Origin of the sequence: Leisingera sp. NJS204, assembly GCF_004123675.1 — a bacterium.
GTDB lineage: Bacteria > Pseudomonadota > Alphaproteobacteria > Rhodobacterales > Rhodobacteraceae > Leisingera.
Genome location: NZ_CP035420.1, coordinates 101,849 through 124,658, shown reverse-complemented (window position 1 = coordinate 124,658; position 22,810 = coordinate 101,849). Strand labels below are relative to the sequence as shown.

12 protein-coding genes are annotated in these 22,810 nt (G+C 62.2%); 7 read left to right on the top strand and 5 right to left on the bottom strand.

The window, feature by feature from the left end:
• Window positions 1-50 precede the first annotated feature (50 nt).
• The 5 genes from ETW24_RS22430 (at window position 51) to ETW24_RS22410 (ending at window position 9,245) form a co-directional block, all read left to right on the top strand.
• Window positions 51-1,931 carry a polysaccharide biosynthesis protein gene (locus ETW24_RS22430; RefSeq protein ID WP_129373313.1) on the top strand — a complete coding sequence of 627 codons (1,881 nt, stop codon included), beginning with the start codon at window positions 51-53 and terminating at the stop codon, window positions 1,929-1,931.
• Window positions 1,932-2,164: 233 nt separating this feature from the next.
• Window positions 2,165-4,381, top strand: a complete 2,217-nt coding sequence (locus ETW24_RS22425; RefSeq protein WP_129373312.1) for a YjbH domain-containing protein — start codon at window positions 2,165-2,167, stop codon at window positions 4,379-4,381.
• On the top strand, window positions 4,378-5,076 hold the full coding sequence (locus tag ETW24_RS22420) for a YjbF family lipoprotein (RefSeq protein WP_254695779.1): 699 nt from the start codon (window positions 4,378-4,380) through the stop codon (window positions 5,074-5,076). Before ETW24_RS22425 ends, ETW24_RS22420 begins: the two co-directional genes overlap by 4 nt.
• Window positions 5,077-5,250: 174 nt before the next feature.
• Window positions 5,251-5,505 carry a hypothetical protein gene (locus ETW24_RS22415; RefSeq protein WP_129373311.1) on the top strand — a complete coding sequence of 85 codons (255 nt, stop codon included), beginning with the start codon at window positions 5,251-5,253 and terminating at the stop codon, window positions 5,503-5,505.
• Window positions 5,506-6,290: 785 nt separating this feature from the next.
• Entirely contained in the window at window positions 6,291-9,245 is a 2,955-nt protein-coding gene (locus ETW24_RS22410; protein ID WP_129371163.1) for an SdrD B-like domain-containing protein, read from the top strand.
• A 96-nt stretch (window positions 9,246-9,341) separates the two neighbouring features.
• Here ETW24_RS22410 and ETW24_RS22405 read toward each other — a convergent pair whose 3' ends face one another.
• Both ETW24_RS22405 and ETW24_RS22400 read right to left on the bottom strand, forming a co-directional pair.
• Window positions 9,342-10,325, bottom strand: a complete 984-nt coding sequence (locus ETW24_RS22405) for a lysylphosphatidylglycerol synthase transmembrane domain-containing protein (protein ID WP_129373310.1) — start codon at window positions 10,323-10,325, stop codon at window positions 9,342-9,344.
• A gap of 32 nt (window positions 10,326-10,357) precedes the next feature.
• Entirely contained in the window at window positions 10,358-12,010 is a 1,653-nt protein-coding gene (locus ETW24_RS22400; protein WP_129373309.1) for an ArnT family glycosyltransferase, read from the bottom strand.
• Window positions 12,011-12,268: 258 nt separating this feature from the next.
• On the opposite strand from ETW24_RS22400, the gene ETW24_RS22395 reads away from it, so the two are divergent.
• The gene (locus ETW24_RS22395) at window positions 12,269-13,861 is read left to right on the top strand and encodes a hypothetical protein (protein WP_164982820.1); all 1,593 of its coding nucleotides are present in this window, start codon (window positions 12,269-12,271) and stop codon (window positions 13,859-13,861) included.
• 132 nt (window positions 13,862-13,993) lie between these two features.
• Here the strand turns inward: ETW24_RS22395 and ETW24_RS22390 are convergent, their stop codons facing one another.
• Window positions 13,994-18,874 (bottom strand): Ig-like domain-containing protein, encoded by a 4,881-nt coding sequence (locus ETW24_RS22390; protein ID WP_129373307.1) that lies wholly within the window; start codon window positions 18,872-18,874, stop codon window positions 13,994-13,996.
• Window positions 18,875-19,246: 372 nt separating this feature from the next.
• Between ETW24_RS22390 and ETW24_RS22385 the strand changes: the two genes are divergently transcribed.
• Complete coding sequence (locus ETW24_RS22385; RefSeq protein WP_129373306.1) at window positions 19,247-19,960, top strand: sugar transferase; 714 nt, start codon at window positions 19,247-19,249, stop codon at window positions 19,958-19,960.
• A gap of 738 nt (window positions 19,961-20,698) precedes the next feature.
• Here the strand turns inward: ETW24_RS22385 and ETW24_RS22380 are convergent.
• Together ETW24_RS22380 and ETW24_RS22375 are read right to left on the bottom strand one after the other, a co-directional pair.
• Entirely contained in the window at window positions 20,699-21,604 is a 906-nt protein-coding gene (locus ETW24_RS22380) for a glycosyltransferase family 2 protein (RefSeq protein WP_164982818.1), read from the bottom strand.
• Entirely contained in the window at window positions 21,601-22,530 is a 930-nt protein-coding gene (locus tag ETW24_RS22375; RefSeq protein WP_129373304.1) for a glycosyltransferase family A protein, read from the bottom strand. Before ETW24_RS22375 ends, ETW24_RS22380 begins: the two co-directional genes overlap by 4 nt.
• Between the last annotated feature and the right edge of the window lie 280 nt (window positions 22,531-22,810).

Below are 22,810 nucleotides of genomic sequence, written 5' to 3'. Positions count from 1 at the left end.
GGATAATTAAAGTGCAGGCATTTGCATATGGCAGTTGAGGGCAGGCGGGCATGTATAATCTGATCAGTGCGCTGTCGCGCAGGCAGAAGTCCTATGTATTTCTGGCCGCTGACCTGGCGCTCTTGCCGCTGGCGCTGCTGTTCACCCTGGAGGTGCAGCCGCTGCCGGATCCGGCGCTTACCACGCTTGCGTCGCTGTTGCCGGTGCTGCCTTATGTAATGTCCGCGGCGGCGGCGCTGGCGCTGTGGCTGGGGCTGCCGCATGTGCAGCTCAACGCCTACGAACGCCATGCCGCGGCGCAAAGCGCGCTGCTGGCGGGCGGCACCGCGCTGGTGCTGGCGCTGCTGGCAGCGATGTTCGGTCCGGCGCTTGGCCCCGGCACCCATGTGGTGTTTGCGATCTGCTATTTCCTGTTCATGGTGGTGGCACGCGCGGCAATGCTGCAGATGGTGCTGATGGTCTACCGCCGCGCCCAGCCGCGCTGCCGGGTGCTGATCTACGGGGCCGGCAATACCGGCACCCAGCTGGCCCAGGCGCTGAAAGCGCATGACGGCATCGATCCGGTTGCCTTTGCCGATGACAATTCCTCGCTGCAGGGGCTGACCCTGGTCGGGCTGCCGGTGTTCGCGCCGTCGCGGATTGCCGAGGTTGTCCAGGCGCGGGGGATCCGCCGGGTGCTGCTGGCGATGCCGTCGCAAGGCCAGCCGCGCCAGGCGCAGATCACCCAGCGGCTGCAGAAACTGGGGCTGGAGGTGCAGGCGCTGCCCTCATTTGCCCAGCTGATCGGCGAAGAGGCCCTGGTCGACAAGCTGACGCCGGTGGCGCCGCAGGCCTTTCTGGGCCGCGCGGCCCGCAATGTGCCGCTGAAAGAGGCGGCAGGGTCTTATCAGGGCAAGGTGGTGCTGGTCTCGGGTGCCGGCGGCTCGATCGGCTCGGAGCTGTGCCGCCAGGTGCTGACCTGCCGGCCTGCGAAACTGGTGCTGTTCGAACTCAGCGAACTGGCGCTTTATAATGTGCATCAGGAGCTGGGGCCGCTGGCCGAGGCTGCCGGCATCGATCTGGTGCCGGTGCTGGGATCGGTGACCGATCCGCGCCAGGTGCGGATGGTGCTGAATGCCCATGCGGTGCAGGTGCTGCTGCATGCGGCGGCCTATAAACATGTGCCGCTGGTCGAGGCGAACCCGCTGCCGGGCCTGGCCAACAATGTCTTTGGCACCCAGACCCTGGCCCGTGCCGCCGCGCGCGCAGGGGTCGAACGCTTCATCCTGATCTCCTCGGACAAGGCGGTGAACCCGGCCAATGTGATGGGCGCCTCCAAACGCATGGCGGAACTCATCGTGCAGGATCTGGCCACCCGGTTCGGCGGCAAAACCGTGTTTACCATGGTGCGCTTCGGCAATGTGCTGGGGTCAAGCGGCTCGGTTGTGCCCTTGTTTCAGGAACAGATCAGCCGCGGCGGCCCGGTGACGGTTACCGACCCGAATGTGCGCCGCTTCTTCATGACCATCAGCGAGGCGGTGCAGCTGGTCTTGCAGGCCAGCGACATGGCCGAAGGCGGCGAGGTCTTTGTGCTGGATATGGGCGAGCCGGTGCCGATCCTGCAGCTGGCCCGCCAGGTGATCGAAAGTGCGGGCCATTCGGTGCGCGACGCAGACCATCCGGAGGGCGACATCGCCATCGAGATCATCGGGATGCGCCCCGGCGAGAAGATGGAGGAGGAGCTGACCCTGACCGGGGAGCTGGTCCATACCCGCCATCAGAAGATCTTTTGCGCCCGCGAAACCGTGCTGTCGGAGATCGAAGTGGCAGCGCTGCTCAGAAGCCTGCGCCAGGCGGTGGCCTCGGGCGACGAGGCGGCGGCGCGGCAGGTGATCAAGCGCTGGGTCGAGGGCTATTGCCAGCCGCCGGCCCCGGAGCGCAAAAGCTCCTGACCCTGCAAAACCCCGGTACAATATCCCCTTAATCAGACCCGTATATCCTGCGCGGGGACGCATTGCAGCTGCGGCACATGTGCGGCCTTGGGGCTGCAGTGGCGGTGAAACTGCCGCCGCCGGGGCCGTGGCAATTGATCCGGCCTTGCCAATCATGCTCTAAACAGGGCAACAGGTGGCAAGCCCGGGCAGCGAGACCCGGCCAGAGGCAGTTCCAAAAGGCAGGTTTTCCCGTGATCCCGATCAAGACACTTGTGTGCAGAGCCGCGCCGGCTGCGCTGCTGTGCCTGGCGGCCGGGCCGGGTCTGGCCCTGGGGCCGGAGATCACCCGGGCAGGCCATGGCGCTGCCCCCGGCACCGAAGGTGCCGCACCGCGGCTGAAGCCGCTGCCGCCGCCGAGCCTCAACTTTTACGGCTCGCCGGGGATCATCGATACCCCCAGTTCCGAGATGCTGCCCGACGGCCAGTATGCGGTCACCTATTCCTGGTTCGGCGGCACCTCGCGCTACAACATCACCGTGCAGGCGCTGCCCTGGCTCAGCGCCTCGTTCCGCTACAACGGCATCCAGGATCTGGGGCTGTTCGGCTTTGACACCTATTACGACCGCGGCTTTGACGTGCGCGCCCGGCTGTGGCGCGAGCGCGGCTGGCTGCCCGAGGTCACCATGGGGCTGCAGGATTTTGCCGGCACCGGGGTTTATGCGGCAGAGTATTTTGTCGCCACCAAACGGTTTGAGGGCGCCGCCTTAGGCTGGGGCAAGACGCCGGGGCGGCTGAAGCTTTCGGCAGGCCTGGGCTGGGGACGGCTGGGCAGCAGCGGCGCCATTGGCAATATCGGCGGCGTGCGCCCGACCTTCGTGGGCGGCAGCACCGGCGGCGAGCTGGCCACCGACCAGTGGTTCCGCGGCGATTTCGCGCCCTTTGGCGGTTTTGAATGGCAGCCGGATGAGCGCTGGAGCCTGAAGGCGGAATATTCCACCGACGCCTATGTGACCGAAACCCAAGTCTCAAACGTGTTTGAGCGCAAATCCTCGGTCAACTACGGGGTGGAATACCAGTATTCCGACCGGCTGCGGCTGGGCGCCTATTACCTTTACGGCTCGGAAATCGGCTTTAATGCGCAGATCCAGCTGAACCCGAACAACCCGCCGACCCCGATGGCGGTGCCCGCGCCGCATCCCATTATCCCGCGCACGCAATGGGCCACGGAAGCCAGCCATTGGAGCCAGGACTGGGTGGCCAGCGAGAGCAAAAAACGCAAGGTCCGCGACCTGGCGGCGCAGGCGCTGAAGGCGGACGGGCTGGTGCTGGAGGCGATCACCCTCACCGGCACCACAGCCGAGCTGCGCTACCGCAACCCGCGCTACCGCTCGGCGGCGCAGGCCGCAGGCCGGGCCGCCCGGGCGCTGGCCCAGGCGCTGCCGCCTTCGGTTGAGACCTTCCGCCTGGTGCCGGTGCGCCGCGGCCTTGGCCTGGCGGTGCTGGAGGTGCGGCGCTCCGATCTGGAGGCGCTGGAGTTTGACGCGGATGCAGCGGATGCGCTGAGTGCCGCCGCCGGTGTCCGCGATGCCGGGCCGCTGCCGGACGACGCGATCTTCTCGGGTGAGCTGTATCCGGCCTTTGCCACCTCGGTCAGCCCCTTTACAAAACCGGCCTATTTCGATCCTGCGCAGCCGTTCCGGCTCGATGCCGGGCTTGATTTTGCCGCCTCTTATGCGCCGGCGCCGGGCTGGCGCATTGCCGGCACCATCCGTCAGCGGCTGGCGGGCAATGTGAAAAACGGCCGCGCCTCCAATTCGGTGCTGCCGCATGTGCGCACCGACCAGCGCGAATATGCCCAGTTCGGCACCACCCTGGAAAACCTCTATGCCAGCCGCCTGTGGAAGCCGGGCCGCAATCTTTATGCCCGTGCCACCGCAGGCCTGTTCGAGAGCATGTACGGCGGTGTCTCGGGCGAGCTCTTGTGGAAGCCGGTCAACAGCCGCATCGGCCTGGGGGTGGAAGGCAACTACGTGGTGCAGCGCGATTTCGATCAGCGCTTTGGTTTTCGCGATTACCGCACCTTCACCGGCCATGCCTCGGCCTATGCGGAACTGGGCAAGGGCTATCTGATGCAGGTCGATGCGGGCCGCTACCTGGCGGGCGATTACGGCGGCACCTTCAGCCTCAACCGCGAGTTCAATAACGGCTTCCTGATCGGCGCCTTCTTTACGCTGACCAATGTCTCGGCCGAGGATTTCGGCGAAGGCTCCTTTGACAAGGGTTTCCGCTTCCGCATCCCCGTCGACTGGCTTTTGGGCAAGCCGTCGCGGTCCGGTTTCGGCCTGACCATCCGCCCGACCCAGCGCGACGGCGGCCAGCGGGTGTCGGTGCCGGACCGGCTGTACGGGTCGGTGCGCGAGGCCCACCGCAAGAGCCTGGAAGAACAGCGCGCGAGGTTCTGGGAATGAGCATGATCAGGAAAACCGCTGCCTTGGCCGGGCTGGCCGGGCTGGCGCTGGTGCTGGGGGCTTGTGCCAAAGGCCCCGAGAAAACCCCGGCGGAGCTGGAAGTGCTGCGGGCGGTGGGCGCGCAGATCACCAAACGCCGCAGCGCCGCGCCGCCGCCGGTGCAGCTGACCCGGGCGCTTTTGGACAAGCAAAGCCAGGCCTATATCGAGGTCACCATCGAAAACCGCGATGCCAAGGCTTATCTGACCCGCGCCCTGACGCGCCGCGACAGCAGCCCCGGCACGGTTGAGGTCTGGCGCACCCAGGACAATGTCTCGCTGGCCTTGCGCAGCGGCATGGTGATTGCCACCCGCGGCCTTGGCGGCGGGCTGTTGTCGGCGCAGGTGCCGGCTGCGGACGGCGCGGCGGGCCCGGCACGCGGCGGCGCGCGGCGTTATACGGTGCGCGCCAAGGGCAACGGCCAGGCGATCCTCAGCATGGCCTGCAGCCTGCAGGACCTGGGCCCGGAGCCGGTGGAGATTGTCGGGGTGACCCATCCCGCCCGCCGCCTGCAGGAGCGCTGCGAGGGCAGCGGCGGCGTGGTGGTCAATGATTACTGGGTTGATTCCCGCCCGGGCCGCAATCAGGTCTGGCAGTCGCGGCAATGGGCCGGACCGGAGACCGGATATGTGCGGATCCGCCAGCTGCGGCTGTGACCGGCGCGCGGATTCCGCCGGTTTCCCGCGGCTTTGCGGCAACGGGCAGAAAAAATCCGCGGAACAAACCGGATTTCAACAGTTTTGCGGCTATTCCATACGTTGAAAAGAAAAACCGCCTCCCATAAGGTCGCCTCAACACATGTTTCCACAGTTCTCCAGAGGAGTTTGAAAATGAAAACCATTCTGACCGCCCTGACCCTGGCCGCGCTGGCCTCTGCAACTGCTGTTTCGGCCCAGACCGCTCCGGCGCCCACCGGTGCTGAAGCTGGCGCAGGCGGCGGTGCTGGCGCAGGCGGCGGCATCGGTGCTGCCGGCGGGCTGAGCGCTGGCGCCATTGCAGGTGCCGTGGCTGGTCTGGCCGTGCTGGGCGTGGTTGCCAATGACGACGACGAAGTCGGCACCACCACCACCACCACCACCAACTGATTTTGACTGCGCCGCTGGCGCAGGCATGACTTCACGGAAACGGGCCTCTTTCGGGGCCCGTTTTCTTTATGTGTTTCCGGTGTGGAAAACAGCCCAGGAAAAGCTTCCGCTGCCCGAGTTGCGCAACACCGCCCCCCGCCCGTCCGGGGTGACGCCCAAAGAACGAAGGCAATTACCGGTTGCCTCATGGCCGCCTGCACCGGCAGATCGCAGCCATAAAGACGTTCCGTCTGATCAGTTCAGGAGCCAGCCAAAAGAGGCTGCCCATGTCACTGCTCCGATTGGCTCCAGAACGCATGGCCGGTGCCTTGCTCCTCAGGCAACCTCTTCAAGCCTGTATCTTCAGGAGTAGCGGAAACACCTGCCGCCATGCGCAAAGCCGGGCAATATACCTCAATGAGCACTTCGGAAACGGGCCTCCAACTGATCCAAGCAGGCCAAGGCGCCAGTGCGCTCAAACCGGCTGGACTTTTGCGCCGCTTATTGGCCGGGAAACGATCTGGAGTTGACAAAAAAATAAGCTTTAGTTTTTGTATGGTGACCGTCTGAAACGGAGTGTTGTCTCAGACGGTTCAAAATTGGGAAAACACGCTGCCGGGGGACAGACCGAGCCGTACTTGGCCGAAATGAACAAATTCCATTACTCAGTGAGAGCCGCAGCCGGTTTCGTCGAACCCGGTTTTGCGGGCAGTCTGTGTTGCGGAATGCGTTTAAACGGCCTGGAAGCCGGGCCTTTCCCCGGGGCGTTTTTTGTAACGAGTTGCGCCTGATCGGGGGAAGTGAAAGTGACCTACAATTACCGGAATTACGAATGGACTGCATTTACCGAAGCAGATCTTTTGGATCAAGGAGGAAATGGATCCAGCTTTGGGTACGGTGACACCTTCAGCATGCCGGCAAGCGCCACGGTATGCCTGTCTACAAAAGACAACGACTATTTTTTGTCAGGCGACTATTACAGTAACGAACGCGCGGATGACAGGTACGGCCAAAACGCTTATGTCGATGGTGAACCGGCAGGCGGGAAGATGTATGCCGAAAGCTATCACGTCCTGAAAGGCTCGGACGGCAATACCTATTACCTGATCGAAATCGAGATTGAAGGCCATGACGCCCCGGGACAGGGCGAAGACTATTTCACCTTCTACAATGATGTTCCCCCGGCCGGGGTTGAATTGACTGTGGTCAAGACCTGCGGCGTCAAAGGTAACTGGGTTGACTACAAATGCCTTGGCGCGGGTGACAAAATTGAAACGGGATCCATTTCAGGCACCGTTTTCTGCGATTTGGATTGCGACGGCATTAACGGGGAGGTGACCACCATCCCAGGTTGCGATTACAAGATCGAAGCCGAGAATATGCACAAGAGCGGCTTTAAGACGGTGGACGGCAACCAGGCGTCCGGCGGTGAGCTTGTCAAGCTGGCTTATCCAGGGTGCTACGGCACGCTGTGCACCACCTTTGACGGCAAAACCGGTGTCTACGACGTAAAGATACGCGTGCAGGATGAAAACGACGGCCAAAGCAAGATCAAGCTGAAAGTGGATGGTCAGTTAGTCGAAGCAATCCGGCTGGATGCCGATTCAGACGGCGGCGGGTCGAATGATGGCGGCTTTTCAACCTATGTCATCAAGGATGTTGCCATCAGCAATGGGGAAGACATCACGATCAAGACCAAGGGCGATGGCTACGAATATGTGCGCATCGATAACATCGTTCTTGAAGGCCAGGACCAGCAAGAAGTGGTCCCGGAGCCTGGCAAGGCTGATGTCACGATCAAGCTGCTTGATGCCGGCGGCGTTGTCGTGGCAACCACCACCACCGATGCCGATGGGAACTACCGGTTCGACGGAATTGAAGCCGGTGATTACAAGATCATGGGTGTGGCGCCTGACGGCACCGAATTCACCATTCAGGACGCCGGCTCGGACGATGCGGTCGATTCAGATGTTGATGAAAACGGCATGTCGGGTGTGATCACTGTTGGTGCGAACACGGAAACTGATATCGACCTGGGTGTTGTCGACCCGCAGCCCGGCTCGCTCTCAGGCCGGTATTTCGAAGACACGGATGGCAGTGATACTGACAATGGCGAACCAGGTGTGGCCAACGCAGAAGTCACTTTGACGAACCTTGATACGGGCGAGGTTTCCACCACGACGACGGATGCCGATGGCTTCTATGCGTTCACTGACCTGGAGCCGGGCACTTATGAAGTCTTGTTTGCTGAGGTCGACGGCTTCGGCTTCGTCGCTCAGGATCAGGGAGGCGATGATACAATCGACTCCGATGTTACTGCCGCTGGCAAGGTCGAGATAATCGAAATCGGCAAAGGCGAGGCTGCCAGCGATGTCGATGCCGGTATCCGCCCCTGCGGAAACATCTTCGGCGAGTCGGGGGTAGATGATGTGCTCATCGGCTGCGACACGGATGACAATTTCCGCGGGTTCTCCGGCAATGATCTGGTTGATGCGCGCGGCGGCGATGACTTCATCGACCTGGGCCGGGGCAATGACACAGCCATCGGAGGCGCCGGCAATGACACGATCGACGGCAGTTTCGATTTCGACACCGCAATCTTCGGCGGTGCGGCTGCGGATTACACGATCACACTGAATGCACTGGACGGAAGTTCGCTCACAGTGACGGGGCCGGATGGTGAAGACCTGTTGATTGATGTGGAACTGCTGCAGTTTGACGATCAGGACGTTCTGATCTCCTCCCTGATCCTTTCGGCCAGTGATGATACCGCTGATCTGCCAGCACTGAACGGCAGCGTGAGTGTTGACGTGCTGGCCAACGACAATCCGGGTCAGGCCCCCGGCACGCCGGTTGTCATGTCTGTTACAGACGGGCAGTTTGGCACGGCGTCAGTCGAGCCGGACGGCCAGATCACCTACACCGCCACTGCGGAAGCAACCGGCGGGTTTGACGTTGTGAGCTATACCGTTGTTGACAGCCAGGGCCGGATGGCGACAGCCGAGCTTCTGTTGGGCGATATTGCGGCTCCGGACGCGTCAGCGCCGGGCGCCGTGATATTGGGCGACGGGGGCGAAACCTTCGAAGGCTCAGGCCTTGATGACATCATCATCGGCGGCAGCGGCGGCGACACCATCGCTGGCCGCGGCGGCAATGATGGCATCAACGGGGCGGGCGGCAACGACTCGATCCAAGGTTCGGCTGGCGATGACACGATCATCGGCGGAGAAGGGGATGACGATCTGTCGGGCAACCGCGGCAATGACCTCATTTCCGGCGGCGGCGGCAATGACACGATCGCGGGCAGCGGTGACAATGACCAGATTCTGGGCGGCGACGGTGATGACGACATCAGTGCCAATCCGGGCGACGACTTCATTTTCGCGGGCGCCGGCAATGACACGATCGACGGCAATGTTGGAAACGAGCTGATCTTTGCAGGCCAAGGCGATGATGAAATCAACCGTATCGGTGAGGGTGCAGACAGGGCCTTTGGCGGTGATGGCGATGACGTTTTTGTCTGGCGCGACTTCCAGGCGGATGGCGTGCGCGATCTGATCGACGGGCAGTCAGGTATCGATACGCTTGAGGTGCAGGTGGCTGCTGCGGACTTTGCTGCGATGCAAGTCGAAGTTGATGCTTATCTGATGTCGCTGGCTGCAAATGCGGATGACACCAATGGTGTTGTATCAAGCTACAGCTTCTCGACAATCGCACTGGATATCGCAAATATCGAAAATATCGACCTTACTTTCGCGTAGGGGCTTGATCAAAAATGAGGCGCGGCAATAACTCCTTGCCGCGCTTCAGGCTTCAAAAAACAACTATACCGTTTGCTGCACGCAGCCGCGGCACGGTTACTCGCTGGAAGAGTGCGGCTGAACGGCCGGATCTTCCGCCGGAGGCCGAAGCAGGCTCAAAGCCCCGACCGAGACCAGCCCGAGCAAAACCGCAAACCAGAGTGTCAGCACGCGGCAGACCAACGTCGCAACGGCTGCCCCCGGCGCGTCGAGACCGGCGAGGGTCAGCATCAGGATCATGGTGGCGTCCGCACTCCCGACACCGCCCGGGATCAGCGACAGGGCACCGATCAGCATTGCGAAGGCGTAAATCCCGATCATCTGCCACATGCCTGCCTCGTAGCCGAGCAGCCCGGTTACGGCAAAGAGGATCAGGCCATGCAGACCCCATGCGGCGAGCGCCACGGTCAGGGCAAACAAAGTGATCCTCTGAGATAGGAGATCGGCGGCGGCGCGCAGCATGTTGGACAGGCCTCTGAGCGGGGCCGCAAGGCGCGGCATCCGCGTGGCCTCGGCCCAGGCATCCGCCTTGCGCGGCAGGCCTGGCAAGCGCAGCACCAGCAGCAGTGCGATGAGGGCGGCGGTGCCGGCCAGGAACGGCCAGGCCGGCCCGGAATAGAGTGTGACCGCCAGGCAGGACAAAATGGCAATTGCCAGAAGGTCCGTATAGCGTTCGGCAAAAAAACCGGCCAGCACATGCGCAAACGGGACCCCGCGCGGCCCTAGGTAAACCGCGCGCCAGGCCTCGCCGATCTTCCCCGGCGATGTAGTCAGGGCAAAGCCGCTAAGGTAGATCAGCGCGCTTGGCCCCAGGGAAATACGGTGGCCGAGCCGGACCAGGTAGACTTGCCAGCGCGCAAAGCGCAGCAAGAAGTGCAGCAGGCTGAGCGCGGACAAGGCGATCCAGCTGAGAACGCTGAACTGCGAGAATCCCGCTGTCACATCCCCGAACCCTGTTGCCAGCACGAAGACCGCATAGCAGGCAGCCGCGGCACTGATGCTGATCACCGCCAGCCGGGGGGCGTTTTCTGATTTCATCATCCTGTTAAAACCTTGTCTCGGATCCAAAGCATTCAGTCATCGCTTGCAACACGCTTCAGATACGTAAAATAGCCGGCCTCACCGTTGGCGGAATCCACCAGATAGTCGGAGGCCAGTTCATATTCGGCGGCAACGATCTCCGCCGCCTTGGCGGGCATTTTCTTCGGCGATCTTGCAAAGGCTTCGTCTGACAGGCGCCGGTTGAACATGAAATACGCCGGGCGCTTCGAGAAGATATAGTCGAGATCGCCCCTCTCGTGCCCTGGCAGGCCGGAGCCGAGTTCCCCTTCACCGAATTCTTTGTGGGCAATATGCACGTCCACCAGCCCGTGGAGGCCAATCACTTTCATATCAGCGGCAAAAGCGATCGCGCCAATCCCGTCGGTTGCAATGCTGTCATCGTAGCTTGTCCGCAGCGACTGGAAATGTTCACCGATCCGGGTCAGCCGGTTGACGTGCCAGCGCTCGGTTTCAATGCCCCTCCATGTCCCATGGTTGTTCCACATTTTCGGGAACAGCTTTGCTTCGGCCGGGGTCGACTGAATAAGAATGGCGCCAATGCCGATGGCAAAAGCGGCTCTTGGGATCCAACTGCGTGTCATTGCGAAGCCTGCACCGATCAAACCGCCGGTAAAGAGGCAAATCATCGGCGTGATTGGCGCAAAGAAACGGAACATGGCCATGTAATCGCCGCCGACGGCGGCGATATAGGCCGAATAAACAAGCCCCAGATAAGCCGGCAGCCAAAACGCGGCCCGCTCGCGGACAAAACGCATGCCTTCGGCAGATCCGGGCCGCCTGAGCGCTTTGAGACCCTGGGGGATCAGTGTGAGCAAAGCCGGCACAAGCGGAACGGCAAACAGTGCGCCGAACCACATCACATGTGAGATCCCGCGCGCGATTTGCGTGCTTCCCCCGCCCGTCTTGGCGTAAAACGTATTGGGCAGGAGCCATCCGAAATAGCTGTAGCGCCACAGGAAGTAGGCTCCGAACAAGGCGGTGAAGATCAGAGCCGGCAGGATGAAATGGCGCCACCGGGGCGTTCCGGCCGTCATCAGCAAACCGATGAGGCCAAGCGCACAGAAGACCATGGCGCCTTCGGGGCGAGTCATGGCGGCAGCGGTAAAACAGACGGCGCACAGGGACAGCCACCAGGCTGGCCGGCCGTGCCAGTAGCCGGCAAAGAAATAGGCCCCAAGCGTGATCAGAAACCCAAAAAGCGCTGTTTCCATGCCGCTTCCCGCCCAGGCGGCCAATGGGCCGCTGGCGGCCAGCAGCACAACGGGAACAAGCGCGCTTGCCGCGGGCAGCCGCATGAACCGGCGCGCCCACGCGTAGCAGATGAGGAGTGTCAGGACCGATGCAAGGCTGCCCAGAAGGGTACTGTAAAGCTCGACCTCGAGGCCAAGCTTCAGCATGGCCGCGCACAGTATCACCCAAAGAAAGTTGGTATACCCCTCGACCGGCGCCTCGCCGATGTTCCAGACCAGGCCATGGCCGTTTGCGAGGTTCTGAGCGAAACGGAACGAGATGTAGGCGTCCTCAGCCACAACATGCAGCCAGAATATGTGCAGCATGAATGCAGCCAAAAGCGTTGAGAGCCAAAGCCCGGCGTGCCGGCCCGCTCTGGAAGATCCTGAAAAAACATCCTCTGTCCTACCGGAACGATCAGGAACATCCGTCATGCCGAAACTCCGCAACCCGCAACACTGTGCTTCACCCGCTAAACAACTAAGGCCTTCAAACAAAAAATCCCCCGATTCGGCCTTTTTATATTTATACTACCGGCCAGCCCGGAAATTCTGAATTATATCAGGAGTAAACCAGCTTCTTAATCTTTTTGCACCTGCCGTTACGGCGGATCAGGCGCGTCCGGGGAATTCCAATAATATCCGGATTGCGCAGCAGTTATTTCATGAGCAACCGCAGCAAAGAAGAGACCGATGGCAAATGCGCTAGATCAATCAAAAACAAAAGCCGCGGTGTCCTGGCCAGCGTGGACCGCCGCATTGGCCTGCCTTCTTCTGTCCCTTGTTTTCATCTTGCATCTGCTTGTCCTGCCATTTGGCCGCGACCAGGCGATCTTTGCTGTCGTGGCCGATACGATGCTGGCCGGCGGCGCCCCCTACAAGGATGCATGGGACTTCAAGACCCCCGGGATCTTCTTTGTCTATGCCTGCGCGCAGCTGCTCTTCGGCCCGGCGGAAACCGGGCTGCGCATTGCCGAAATTGCCACGCTGTGCCTGGGGCTGTGGGCCGCCTATCGAATATCGGCAGAGGCGGTTGACCGGCGGGCGGTTTTCTTCATCGCGCCGGTCTTCCTGTTCGGCATCACGCAATACGGTTTTTGGCATGTGGGCCAGCCCGAGGTGTTCGGCGCCGCGCTGGTCCTTCTGGCGATCTGCCTCAGCAGCATGCCCCAGGCCCTTTGGGCCGTGGCAGCGCTTTACGTCTGTGCGGCCCTCTTGAAACCGCCCCTCGGCGGCGGGATTCTGATCAGCTATGCCTTTGCCCTTTATGCCGCGGCCAAGGCCGGCGGAAGCTGGCGCGGGACGGTCAGCGTGACGCTGCAGTTTGCGCTTGGGGCCGCCGCAGTTCTCGGCGCGCTTTTCCTCTACTTGAAAATCACCGGCTCGTTCGAGGATTTTTATTGGACACTGTTTGTCTTCACCCCGAACTATACCGGTGTCGGCAACGTGCAGCATCAGCTGGCCGGTCTCGCAGGCCTCTTTATTCATGGTTTGAAAAAACTGGTTATGAACTGGCCGGTTCTCAGTGCCGGCGTGTTTCTCTTTCTCGGGCTGGGGCTGCGCGGATGGACCGTTGCCAAATGGTCCCTGCATCTCATTCTTGTCGCTGGCATGACCCTTCTGGGGGTCGCCTTGCAGGCCAAGTTCTTCCCCTATCACTATGCGGCAACGGTTGGTCTTTGTGCTGTCCTGGCGGGCTGGGGTTATTGGGCGCTTTATATTCGGCTCGCGCGTTGGCCGCTTGGAGGCTTGCTGGCCCTCTGCGCCATGGTTGTGCCGATGTTCCTCAGTCGCGCGTCCCTCCGCTATTGGGAAAACGGTGTCGCACTGGCCAGCGTTGCCTTCGCGCCGCCGCAGGAAAGAGCAGCCGTGACCGACAAGCTGTACAGCACCGGCAGCATGGACCGCAGATCGAACCTTGATGCCGTTGCCTGGGCCCGCAAACACGTCCCGGAGGATGAGCCGATCTATGTTTGGGGCTTTGAGCCGATCATCTATCTCCAGTCCGGACGCAGACCCGCAAGCCGGTTCATCTACAACGTTGCGCAAAGGGCGGAATGGTCGGCCGGCCAGACGCGGGCCGAGCTGATGCGGTCACTCGAAGCAAATGACCCGTTTGCCATCTTCGTCCAGTCGCAAGACATCATGCCGGCTGTCACCGGCTCCGGCCTCGACAGCCGCCAGACGCTGGACCGGGAGTTTCCCGAGCTGAGAGCCTTGCTCGGCAGCGGCTACACGCATGCCGCAGATACCGGCCGCTTCCGGATCTACCAAAGAAAGCCCTAAGGCCCTGATCCTCGTCTTGCCCCTGGCCGGGGTGGATCGCCGCTGCCCGCACGATAGACCGGCGGGGAAGGCGCGGCAGAGGTCTTGGCGGCGCCCGCCTACATGAGACCGGCGCTGCGCGCCTCTAACCGCCTAGAAGAGGAATTCGTCCGGCATGGTGTCTTCGGCGAGATAGATCCAGCCATTGCGCTTGTTGAACAGATACAGCTCCCCGTCCGGGCCTTCGCCAAAGCGCAGGTCCGCCCGCGGATCGCCGGCGAATGACAGAACATTCAGGAAGTCCGGCTCTTCGTTCAGAATGTCGGTGAACGAGCGCATCGCGACCGGATCGGTGAGCGGATCGCTGTCATGATCGAACAGAAGCTGTATCTCAAAAGGTTCGGCCCATGTCAGCTCATCCGGTTCATCCCGCGCCGGATCGTTCGGATCCAGCAGTGTCACCGCGTTCCGCATATCCGTGAAACTGGCCCCGAAGATGCGGCCGGTGCTTGGGAAGTCGCCGAAGATGAAGGTATCGTCAAGCGCCGTTCCGTTCTGGATCACATGCCCCCCGGCGATCGCTTGCGAGATAAAGGTTTCACCCACTTCGCCGTCATGGCCATAGAAAGTGGCCGGATAGATCAGCCCCAGATCCGCTTCATTGGCTGGCAGCGGCCCGACGCCTGTGACAACGTTGTTCCCGATGTGGTCCAGAGGACCTTCGCGCAGCGACCAGCCATAGTTGCCGCCTGCAATCACCAGGTTCACTTCTTCAGCGTTGTCGCGCCCGGCATCGGAGATGATCAGCTGGCTTTGACCGCCGCCAAGATCCGCGAAGGTCAGGTTATGCGGGTTGCGAAAGCCCAGAGCATAGACCTCGTCCAGCATACCGGGGTCGCCGACAAACGGGTTCGACGCCGGCACGCTGTAAGAATTGCCGCCATCCTGCAGCGGATCGATCCGCAAGATTTTGCCAAGCGCGTCGTTCGCCTGCCCGCCCCCTGCAATGGCCGATTGCTCGCTCCCGTCGCCATGGGTGACATAGAGCAGGCCGTAATCGGTGTCGCCAGGCTGCGCATCCGGGTTGAACTTGATGTCCTTGACCGGGTGGTCATAGCGCGGCATTTCCACCCGGAAGACCTCGCGGTAGCTGTTTTGGTCCACTGCACCCAGGGTGAAGTCGTAGGTCCATTCGATCAGGACGCTGTCAGCGTCGATCGGATCACTGATCGGCGCTCCCAGATAGGTATGACCGGACGTCACTGCCGGGCGTTCCTCCATGACGGACGTATAAAATTTACCGTTTGTGTCGAACTCAGGGTGGAAGGCGACACCACGCAGGCCGCCATGGAATTTGTTCGAGTGATCGAGATCGCGGCCCGTCGCCGCCTGAACGCCCGGGTTCACGTCAAAGAACACAACCGCATCCAGGCCGCCATTGCCGTCATCAACCAGCTCGTAGATCTTGGCCTCACCGGCATTTTCACCTTCGACGGTGACGAACATCCGGTCTCCGAAAGTCTCCATCGTGTCGATGCGGGGCTGTTTTCCGGCCGCGGTCAGTGGAATTTGGACCGCCTTCGTCAGGGTCAATGTGGCGCCGCTGCCCTCGACCTCGGGGGAGATGTTGGTATTGACCGTGCTTTGCGGCTGGCCATGGTTTTCCACCACATTGATGTGTGCTGTGGCCGCTGTGCTGACATTCGATCCATCGGTGATGTCATAGGTGAAGCTGTCGGTCCCGAAGTGCTCGGCGTCCGGCGTGTAATAGAGCTTGCCATCAATTTCCTGCAAGGTGCCGTTTGCCGGCGCCGAGAAGCTGTTGATCGAGAGCGTTTGGCCTTCCGGATCGGAATCGTTTGCAAGCACCGCGAGCAGGATCTGCGAGCTGTCTTCCAGAACGCCAAAATAGTCGTCGTCGGCCAGCGGCGTGTCCGCAAGCGGCACCGCATCCGCAATGCTCAGACCGCTTGTCTGGACAATATCTGCCTGCGAGGGCAGCGCAACCGGCGCCTCATGGCCTGTTTCGTCAATGATTTGCGTCGTGCTGCTGTCAAAGGTGTAGGAGCGCTCAAGATTGGGCGAAGCCGGATCGATGTCGGCATCGTAATTGGCTTGAATCTCCGCGGCAGAGCGTTCGGTTGACCAGATCCGCAGACTGTCGATCTGCCCCTCGGTTGCGCCATTAAGCGGCCGCCCGATCTCGCTGATGATCATCGGGCCGGTCCAGCCGGCCGCTGCAGTCGCATCCAGAACACCGTTTATGTAGAGGTTCAGCGTACCATCCACACTGCGGGTGACAGCATAGTGGGCCCATATCCCCGCTGCCGCGGCAGTATTGGCCGTGATCAGATTGCCTGTCGGGCCGCTGGCAATCGAGTTGCTCAGGGTTAAGCGCCCGCCGTCGAATGAGATTTGCGTGCCAGCCGTATTCCGGCCGCCGCCGACAAGGCCATCACGGTCGTCAATCGCGTTGCCGGGCTCGAGATAGACCCAGGCTTCGACTGTGAAAGGTTCATCCAGCACCAGGCCGCCGATCTCAGCGCCGCCCTGCCCGTTGGTCGATTGCAGCGCCTGGTTTGGACTGCCGGACTGCGGATTGACGGTGACGGTTACGGTTGCCGTATCGGTGTCACCGTCGTCATCGGCGACGCTGTAGGTGAACATGTCCTGCCCGGTGAAGCCGCTGCCCGGGGTGTAGGTGATCTCGCCTGTTGCCGGGTTGACGCTGGTGGTGCCGTTTGCGGCAGCCCCCGTCACCTGCACGCTGGCGGGATCCAGGGTTCCGTCCGCGTCGCTGTCATTGGCCAGCACGTCAACCGCAATGGCCGTGTCTTCGGTTGTGCTGGCGCTATCGTCCGCCGCGTTGGGCGGTGTGTTGGGCGGTGTGCCCACAGTGACCGTCACCACCGCCGTATCGGTGTCGCCGTCGTCATCGGCGACGCTGTAGGTGAACATGTCCTGCCCGGTGAAGCCGCTGTCCGGGGTGTAGGTGATTTCGCCCGTTGCCGGGTTGACGCTGGTGGTGCCGTTTGCGGCAGCCCCCGTCACCTGCACGCTGGCGGGATCCAGGGTTCCGTCCGCATCGCTGTCATTGGCCAGCACATCGACCGCAATGGCCGCATCCACGGCGGTGGCGGCGGTGTCATCCGCGGCATTGGGGGCGATGTTGCCCGGGGGGGTGCCGCCGACCGGCGCGCCTGAGGCCACCAGCGCGACCTCAGGCGGCACCGGCACCGGCGCGGTCGAGCCTGTCAGGTCGGTAATGCTGGTCCCTTCGAAACTGTAATTGCGCTCCAGGCCGGTGGTGTCCGACGGCTGCGTATTGCCCATATCGGCGGCGATCTGAGCCGCCGAGCGCTCCACCGACCAGATGCGCAGATTGTCGAATTCGGCGTCCGAGCTTTTGCCCTTCACCGCGGTGCCCAGTTCGTCCACGTCGAAGGTGCCGGTCCAGGGCACGGCTGATGCGGCATCAAGCACGCCGTTGAGATAGACAAAGAGATTGCCGGCGCTGTCGCGGGTCACTGCCACATGGGTCCAGGCGCCTGCTGTCACGGCCGTATTGGCCACCACATGGTCGGCCCGGGGCTCGCCCGGCGCATTGTGATAGAGCCGCAGCTTGCCGTCGTAGAAGTTCAGGTCGTTGCCGTCCTGGCCGGTGCCGCTGGAAACAATCCCGTCCTTTTGGTCGATCACCGAGCCGGGCTCAAAATAAATCCAAGTCTCAATCGTGAAAGCGCCCGTCAGCGGAATCTGAGGCACCGAAACACCCCCGTCCCCAAACGTTTTCAAAGCCTGGCCGCCGCCGGACTGCGGATTGACGGTGACGGTTACGGTTGCCGTATCGGTGTCGCCGTCGTCATCGGCGACGCTGTAGGTGAACATGTCCTGCCCGGTGAAGCCGCTGCCCGGGGTGTAGGTGATCTCGCCTGTTGCCGGGTTGACGCTGGTGGTGCCGTTTGCGGCAGCCCCCGTCACCTGCACGCTGGCGGGATCCAGGGTTCCGTCCGCGTCGCTGTCATTGGCCAGCACGTCAACCGCAATGGCCGTGTCTTCGGTTGTGCTGGCGCTATCGTCCGCCGCGTTGGGCGGTGTGTTGGGCGGTGTGCCCACAGTGACCGTCACCACCGCCGTATCGGTGTCGCCGTCGTCATCGGCGACGCTGTAGGTGAACATGTCCTGCCCGGTGAAGCCGCTGTCCGGGGTGTAGGTGATTTCGCCCGTTGCCGGGTTGACGCTGGTGGTGCCGTTTGCGGCAGCCCCCGTCACCTGCACGCTGGCGGGATCCAGGGTTCCGTCCGCATCGCTGTCATTGGCCAGCACATCGACCGCAATGGCCGCATCCACGGCGGTGGCGGCGGTGTCATCCGCGGCATTGGGGGCGATGTTGCCCGGGGGGGTGCCGCCGACCGGCGCGCCTGAGGCCACCAGCGCGACCTCAGGCGGCACCGGCACCGGCGCGGTCGAGCCTGTCAGGTCGGTAATGCTGGTCCCTTCGAAACTGTAATTGCGCTCCAGGCCGGTGGTGTCCGACGGCTGCGTATTGCCCATATCGGCGGCGATCTGAGCCGCCGAGCGCTCCACCGACCAGATGCGCAGATTGTCGAATTCGGCGTCCGAGCTTTTGCCCTTCACCGCGGTGCCCAGTTCGTCCACGTCGAAGGTGCCGGTCCAGGGCACGGCTGATGCGGCATCAAGCACGCCGTTGAGATAGACAAAGAGATTGCCGGCGCTGTCGCGGGTCACTGCCACATGGGTCCAGGCGCCTGCTGTCACGGCCGTATTGGCCACCACATGGTCGGCCCGGGGCTCGCCCGGCGCATTGTGATAGAGCCGCAGCTTGCCGTCGTAGAAGTTCAGGTCGTTGCCGTCCTGGCCGGTGCCGCTGGAAACAATCCCGTCCTTTTGGTCGATCACCGAGCCGGGCTCAAAATAAATCCAAGTCTCAATCGTGAAAGCGCCCGTCAGCGGAATCTGAGGCACCGAAACACCCCCGTCCCCAAACGTTTTCAAAGCCTGGTTCAAACTCATCACATCTTCCAATCAATCTTTAAATGGCCAAGCGCGCGCTTGGCATCCCTGCAATCTATAATTAGGGGGCGAGGTTGAAGTGGCAAATTCCGTGCCAGTCAGGCCTGCCGCAGGCCGTTCATACCGCAGCAGATGAATGCGTAAGAGCCGGTTTCCCGGGGCACAGGTTATCAGGGTGATCCAAAAAACAGAAAGCGGGTTTGCGCAAGACGGTCCCGTGGAACACAGCGTCTTCCTGAATTTCAGCTCACCTTGAATTCTTAGTTAAAAATTTACTTTTTTTGAGAATCGCGCTTAGAATAACGTCTGTCAGGGGGGAAATTTTATCAAGTTGTTCTAGTTTGCCCTGATGTGGTGTTTTGGGTAGTGAGTATGAAAAATGTTGTTGAGTACCAGGTTCCGTTACGAAATTTCGATGCTTCGGGGACCTGCGGGGGGACCGACACGGCTGTTGCCAGGCTTGTAAAAACGGGGGGGATCTACCGCCGCGTCGGCAAGCGGGTCTTTGATCTTTTGCTGGCCATGGCGCTGCTGCCGCTGATTGCGCCGCTGATTGCCATCCTATGGCTGGCAGCCCGGCGGGACGGCGGGCCGGGCTTTTTCGGGCATACCCGGATCGGCCGGGGCGGCACCAGCTTCAAGTGCTGGAAGATCCGGACCATGGTGATGGGGGCGGAAGAGAAGCTGCAGGCCTATCTGCGCGATCATCCCGAGGCTGCAAAGGAATGGGAGGCCAGCCGCAAGCTGGCCAAGGATCCGCGGGTGACGCGGTTCGGGGATTTCCTGCGCAAATCCAGCCTGGATGAGCTGCCGCAAATCTGGAATGTGCTGGCCGGCGAGATGAGCTTTGTCGGGCCGCGGCCCGTGGTTGCGGACGAGATCAGGAAATACGGCAGCCAGTCCGGGTCCTATCTGGCGCAAACCCCGGGGATCACAGGGTTCTGGCAGGTTTCGGGACGCAACAGCGTCACCTATGGCGAGCGCGTGTCGATGGATGACGACTATCTGCGCAACATGAGCTTCCTGCTGGACCTGCGGATCCTGTTCAAGACCTGGCTGGTGGTGATCAAGCGCACCGGCTGCTGAGAGCCAAGCCTGCGGCCTGTTTGAAACAGCGGCCGCGGGCGGGGCAGTCTCCGGTCACAAGCAGCTTCACCAGCTGCTGCTTTGGCACGGGGGGAGGCTGCCAGACAGGTGCTGGGGGCTGGAAAATGTCCGGGCGGGAGACCCGAAACGGCGCGCGGCCGGGTTACCGGCGCTGGCGCCGCGCGGCTGGATCACAGGGCAGAATGGCGGTGCAGACGGCATAGCAGGCAGCCACAAAAAGCGGCGCCCCAAGCAGCAATCCCGCGGCAGCAAGCCACCAGGAGGCGCCGGACAGCATCAAAACCAGGCCCAGGCAGAGGGCAAAGCTCGGTGCGCTTACAGGCAGGTGTCTCATACAAGGCGGCTCCGTTCAGGGTTGCAGACATGTATCATACCCACAATCATTGCGCGATCCCTTCTCATAGTCAAATCCTACGGTCTCTCCTCAAAAACCGCAAGATGTTGTGTTCACATTGGCTTGAACACACGTTATCTTCCAAGCGTGTCCCGTAAGACCCCTTTGCGCCCCTCGTGTGCGGTCTCTGCGCGAGCCCTTTGATTGGCTTTCGGACACTATTTTCTGTGTCAGTGCAATCGGCAGGGCCCGGCCAGCCGCATTTCAGCAGAATTCTGCTGCCGCAGCCGAACCCGCCGGCGGAGAATGGCGGTTCTGCGCCAGGCGGCCTGCCATGTTCCAGATGTGTCTAGGGGGCGGGAAGCGGCGGCCTGCGCCGGCTGTCATGTGCCGCCGTAAAGCACCTGCTCGCGCATGCCGAAGCATTTGCTTGCGGTGCCCAGATGCAGCGCGCCCCGGATCAGCCAGAAATTGCGCCGGGGTTTGCTGGCGGCTTGGAGCCCGCTCATGGCAGCGCAAAAGCCGCCCTTGGCCAGTGCTGCAAGCAGTAGCCCGGCCCGTGTCCGCAGCGGCGCGGATGAGGTCAGGATCCGCGCATGCGCATGGCTTTGCCCGGCCCGCAGCCTGCGCTGCAGGAGCCAGCCCAGCGACAGGCGTTGGGGGGCGACTTTTTCATAAACCAGCGCAAGCGGGGCGAACCGCAGCACCCCGCCGCGGGCATAGACCTGGCGGAAGAACACCGTGTCTTCGCCGCCGGAGCGGCCCAGTCCCGGGTCGAACCGCAAGCCTGCCACGCTGGGGGCGCGGCGCCGGATCAGAACATTGGCGGTGCAGCCGGTCTGCACCGGCCCGGGTTGCGGCGGCGGTTTGGTGGAGTGATAGTCGCCGCTGATCATCCAGTCTTCGGTGCCTTCGGGGTAGATCGAAACCGCCGGGCCGAACACCGCGTCGGCGCTGCTGTCTTCGGCTTTTGCATAGAGGTGCCTCAGCCAGCCGGGCGTTGCCATTTCATCGTCGTCTAGGAATGCCAGAAAACGGCCGCAAGCGGCCTCCAGCCCGGCATTGCGCGCCACCGAGATGTTGCGGGCAGGCGCATGAATATAGGTGACGGGGAAGGGCAGTGCGGCCTGTTCTGCAATTGCGCGGGCGGATGGCGTGTCATCATTGTCGACCACCAGCAGATGCAGGCTGCATCCCGGCGGCGGCTCAACCGCCTGCAGGGTGGCCAGGGTTTCTGACAGCATCGGGCGGCGGAAGGTGCAGACACAGATGTCGATGCGGCAGCTCACCGGGCGTATTCCCGCCGCCGGGCGCCGAAGAAGCCGGAAAGGACGCCGGTGCCGCGGGCGATCAGCGCCACCCCGTCGGCCAGCCCGGCCCGGCCCAGGACAAGCCCGCGCGGCAGCTTCAGAATACCAAGGCCGACCATCGCCGTGCCGCGGATCCCGCAATAAAGCCCGGCATAGCTGCGCGGTTTGCGCAGCAGCACCGTATTGGCCCGGGTGATGCCATAGCGGTACTGCCGCAGTGTTGCCCATTTCCAGGTGAGGCGGCTTTTCTTCTGGATTTCATAGACCATTGCATTGGCGGCAAAGCGGCCTGTGCCGCCGGCCGCCACCACGTCCTGAAAGAACAGCGTGTCCGAGCCGCCGTCGAACCGCAGCGTTGCGTCGAACCTGCAGTTGTGGCGTGCCACAAAGGCAAGATCGATCAGGACGTTGTTGGTCCAGCTTTCCGAGCGCGGGCTGAGATCGGAGAAACTCTTTTGCTTGAAGAACCCGCTGGCCAGCCACCAGCTGTCGCGGGCGTCTTCGACGGTCATCGTCAGCGGTCCCTGGACAAAGGCGGCCCCGGTTTTCTGTGCTACCGCCATCAGCGCGTTCAGCCACTGCGGATCGACGGTCTCGTCGTCGTCCACAAAGGCCAGGTAATCATCGCCGGCCGCTGCGCGGATAGCGCGGTTGCGGGCAAAGGGGATGCCGGCCTGCGGTTCATGCACATAGTCCACCGGCCAGGGCAGCCGGGACTGAAAGCTCTGCACCAGGGTTTCGGCCGATTTCCGGGAATCATTGTCGATCACAATCACCCGCGGGCACAGGTCCGGGCCGGCCTGCAGATCCTGCAGGGAGACCAGCAGTCTTTCCAGGTCCTCCTGGCGGGCATAGGTGCAAACGGCAATGGCAACCTTAGTCCGGGGCACGACAGAACGCTGCATGGCGGCGGATACCTGAAACTGACACTGGAAAACAAACACGGGACCGCGGCGTCAACTGAGCGGCTTTTGCGGGCGGGGCCGGCCCCAGGGCTGCAGCTCCGGGACGGGCCGCACAAGAGGCTGGGATATGGCGGCGCAGGCACATCATCGCAAACCGGCACAGACCGCAGCGATAGATGAGAGTGTCTGTATCGGCAACCGCATATCAGCACTGCCTCCAGTCAGGGCAAACAAGGACAGGGGGCGAAACCGGCGTTCCGCAAAACGTTCGCTCCCGGCG

Coding starts and splice junctions, on each gene's coding strand:
- ETW24_RS22390 (WP_129373307.1), bottom strand. CDS start 18,874: ATGAGTTTGAACCAGGCTTTGAAAACGTTTGGGGACGGGGGTGTTTCG.
- ETW24_RS22405 (WP_129373310.1), bottom strand. CDS start 10,325: ATGATGAAATCAGAAAACGCCCCCCGGCTGGCGGTGATCAGCATCAGT.
- ETW24_RS22420 (WP_254695779.1), top strand. CDS start 4,378: ATGAGCATGATCAGGAAAACCGCTGCCTTGGCCGGGCTGGCCGGGCTG.
- ETW24_RS22395 (WP_164982820.1), top strand. CDS start 12,269: ATGGCAAATGCGCTAGATCAATCAAAAACAAAAGCCGCGGTGTCCTGG.
- ETW24_RS22400 (WP_129373309.1), bottom strand. CDS start 12,010: ATGACGGATGTTCCTGATCGTTCCGGTAGGACAGAGGATGTTTTTTCA.
- ETW24_RS22430 (WP_129373313.1), top strand. CDS start 51: ATGTATAATCTGATCAGTGCGCTGTCGCGCAGGCAGAAGTCCTATGTA.
- ETW24_RS22385 (WP_129373306.1), top strand. CDS start 19,247: ATGAAAAATGTTGTTGAGTACCAGGTTCCGTTACGAAATTTCGATGCT.
- ETW24_RS22415 (WP_129373311.1), top strand. CDS start 5,251: ATGAAAACCATTCTGACCGCCCTGACCCTGGCCGCGCTGGCCTCTGCA.
- ETW24_RS22375 (WP_129373304.1), bottom strand. CDS start 22,530: ATGCAGCGTTCTGTCGTGCCCCGGACTAAGGTTGCCATTGCCGTTTGC.